Here is a 2,905-nt window from a genome sequence, read left to right on the forward strand (position 1 = left end):
GCGGCCCGATCTGTCGACGCTGTGCCTGCTGGTGGGCGCGGAGGCGGACGGCGCGCTGGACGAGGCGGGCCTGGACGCCGCGCAGGTCGAGCTGGACCGGCTGGCCGGGCTGCTGCCGTACCGGCCCGGGGGACCGCAGGCGTGGGCTGTCGCCCTGCGGGAGCTGCTCGGGGACCGGCTGGGCTTCCACGGCGCCCCGGCCGACTACCAGCGCCTGGAGTCGTCGCTGCTGCACGAGGTGCTGGTGCGGCGGCGCGGGCTGCCGATCCTGCTGTCCGTGGTGTGGATGGAGGTGGCCCGGCGGGCTGGGGCGCCGGTGTATGGGGTGGCTCTGCCGGGGCATTTCGTGGTCGGGTTCGGCCCCGACGAGGGGCAGGTGCTCGCCGATCCGTTCGACGGGGGGCGGGTGCTGACGGGGGCGGACGCCGAGTTGCTGGTGGCCGGGGCGACGGGGACGCACCTTGATCCGTCGATGTTGCGGCCGGCCGATCCGCTCGATGTGGTGTTGCGGATTCTGAACAACGTGCGGGCCTGGGCGGCGGCTCGGCCGGAGCGGTCGGATGTTGCGTTGTGGGCGGTCGAGTTGTCGTTGCTGTTGCCCTCGCATCCGGCTCGGTTGCGGTACGAGCGGGCGCAGTTGCTGGTGGGGCGGGGGGATTTTCTGGGTGGGGCCGAGGAGTTGGAGTCCTATGCGGAGGTTGTACGGGCGGTGGATGAGAGGGCTGCCGAGCGGGTGCGGGGGGAGGCCGCGGCGGCCCGGGCGATGCTCAACTGACGCTGCTCACCGTAGGGGCCCTGTTCACAACCAGCCCTTTTCCCGTGCTGCTCGGACCGCCTCCGCGCGGTTTCTCACCGCCAGCTTCTGGATGGCTGTGCTGAGGTAGTTGCGGACTGTGCCCTGGGAGAGGTGCAGGGCCGTGGCCACCGCGTCGGTGGAGCCGTCCGCCGCTGCTCGGAGGACTTCTCGTTCGCGGTCCGTGAGGGGATTGGCGCCTTCTGCCAAGGCCGCTGCGGGTCGGCGGACTGGATGCGGACGGTCTGACCGGAGACCGCCAGGGAGGTCAGGAAGGGCAGGCCGCGCAGGGCTGCCTCGTCGACGGTGCCCGCCGGGTCGAAGGAGACCCGGCGGGCACCGGCCTTGGCCGTTTTCCTGGACCCAGCGGAACCACTGCCCACGGCGAGTGCAGGAGGGATCAGTTCCGGTCATTCTGAAGCAGCCGGACGCCCGCCGAACGAGGCGAGGGGGCGCCCCGGCCATGAACCGGAGCGCCCCCTCGATCTGCTTGTTCGGCTAATTGGGGTCGGTCTCGATCACACCGACGCGGTCCGCCGCCGTCTTGCCGAGCAGGGCCGGCCGCATGGCGACGATGACGTCGTCGGGCGTCACGGGAGTCTTCTTGCCGTTGCCCCGCGTGATCAGCACGTCGTCGTAGGCGCCGCCGTACAGCTCCTTCAGCGCGGCCTTGTCGTAGTACTCGACCAGCTTGTTGCCGACCGGCTTGACGCCGAGGAACTTCCACAGGGAGTTCTGGGGGCTGAACTTGACCTCCACGCCGCCCGCCTCGACCGTGACAATGCCCGACATCGCCGGCTTGGCGAACTTGTTCATCATCTGGTCGACCTCGGCGTTGGAGATCTTCGGCTGCTGGGTGGTGGTCGGGACGGTTACCGGCGTGGCCGAGCCGGTCTCCACCTGGGCGCGGTACGCCTCCTCCACCGCCGCCGTCGACCTGGCGAGGTCGATGCCCTTGCCCGCCTTGCCGTAGACGGGTACGGCCTTGCCCGGCTTGAACTTGATCGTGCCCTCGGTGACCGAGCCGGCGCCGCCGGCCGCGCTCTCCAGGGCGGCGTGCAGCTTCTCCTCGTCGATGGGCATGTCCGGGGCGACGACCCGGTGGTTGCCGAACAGCGAGCCGATCACGGAGACCGGGTTGTAGTCGCTCTTCGCCGCCGAGTCGGCCGTGGCGTCCATGTCGAACTGGAGGCCCGCGTTGTCCGGATCGAGGGACACGGTCCTGCCGTCCACCGACAGCTTCAGCGGCTTGCCCACGCGGTCGTCGAAGGCGTCGTCGAGTTTCTTGACCGCGCCGTCACGGGTCGTGCCGCCGATGTCGACGCCGAGCACGGTGGTGCCCTTGGGCACGTCGGTGCGGTTCATCAGCAGGCCGGCGCCGTAGACGCCACCGGCCAGGACGACCACGCCGGCGGCGAGCAGCACGAGCTTGTTGCGCCCCTTCTTCTTCGGCGCCTTCGAGGAGCTCGCCGGGGGCGGGGAGACCGGCTCGGGCAGCTTCGGGGCCGTGTGGGGCGCCGGGCCGTCGCCGGGCGCGCCCGGGCCGAACGGCGAGGCCGCGCCGGGCGGTACGACGGGGATGCCGCTGGTGACGGTGTGCCCGGAGACGTTGTCGTGCCGGGGGCCGTAGCCCTGGCCGTCCGGAGGCTCGGGGGCCGGCTTCTGCGGCGTGAGGATGGCGGTGTCGTCGCTCATCCCGCCGCCGGGGCCGTGGCCTGCGGCGCCGTGGCCGGTGGGAGCGGCAGCGCCGGGGGCGCCGCCGAGGAGGCCGGGGCCACCGGGGCCCGAAGGGGCGCCGGAGCCCCCAGGGCCTCCGGGCTTGCCCGTACCGCCGGGGCCGCCAGGGCCTGCGGAGTTTGCCGTACCGGCAGGTCCGCCGGGTCCGCCCGTGCCGGCGGGGCCGCCTATGGCTCCGGGACCGGCAGGTGCGCCGGGGCGGCCGGGCTCGTCGAAAGCACCGGGTCCACCGGGCCCACTCGGCTCGTTGAAACCGCCGGGGCCGCCGGAGCGACCAGGCTCGTTGAAGGCGCCGAGGCCGCCAGGGCCACCCGGCTCATTGAAGGCGCCGGGGCCGCCAGAACGACCAGCCTCGCTGAAGCCACCGGGACCGCC

The 2,905-nt window shown here is 72.7% G+C and carries 2 protein-coding genes and 2 pseudogenes; 1 reads left to right on the forward strand and 3 read right to left on the reverse strand.

Annotated elements, in window-relative coordinates:
- The coding region (locus AOQ53_RS37920; RefSeq protein WP_059424426.1) for a transglutaminase family protein at positions 1-775 on the forward strand (775 nt) is incomplete at its 5' end.
- 24 nt (positions 776-799) lie between these two features.
- Here the strand turns inward: AOQ53_RS37920 and AOQ53_RS42450 are convergent.
- From AOQ53_RS42450 to AOQ53_RS37925, 3 genes and pseudogenes are all read right to left on the reverse strand, one after another.
- Positions 800-1,012, reverse strand: a pseudogene (locus AOQ53_RS42450) (response regulator transcription factor); the annotation flags it as partial.
- A gap of 2 nt (positions 1,013-1,014) precedes the next feature.
- A pseudogene (locus AOQ53_RS47145) lies at positions 1,015-1,143 on the reverse strand (ABC transporter ATP-binding protein); the annotation flags it as partial.
- A gap of 148 nt (positions 1,144-1,291) precedes the next feature.
- Positions 1,292-2,905 (reverse strand): hypothetical protein (locus AOQ53_RS37925; RefSeq protein ID WP_236711952.1); only part of this gene is annotated, 1,614 nt, incomplete at its 5' end.

Source organism: Streptomyces azureus (assembly GCF_001270025.1).
GTDB lineage: Bacteria > Actinomycetota > Actinomycetes > Streptomycetales > Streptomycetaceae > Streptomyces > Streptomyces azureus.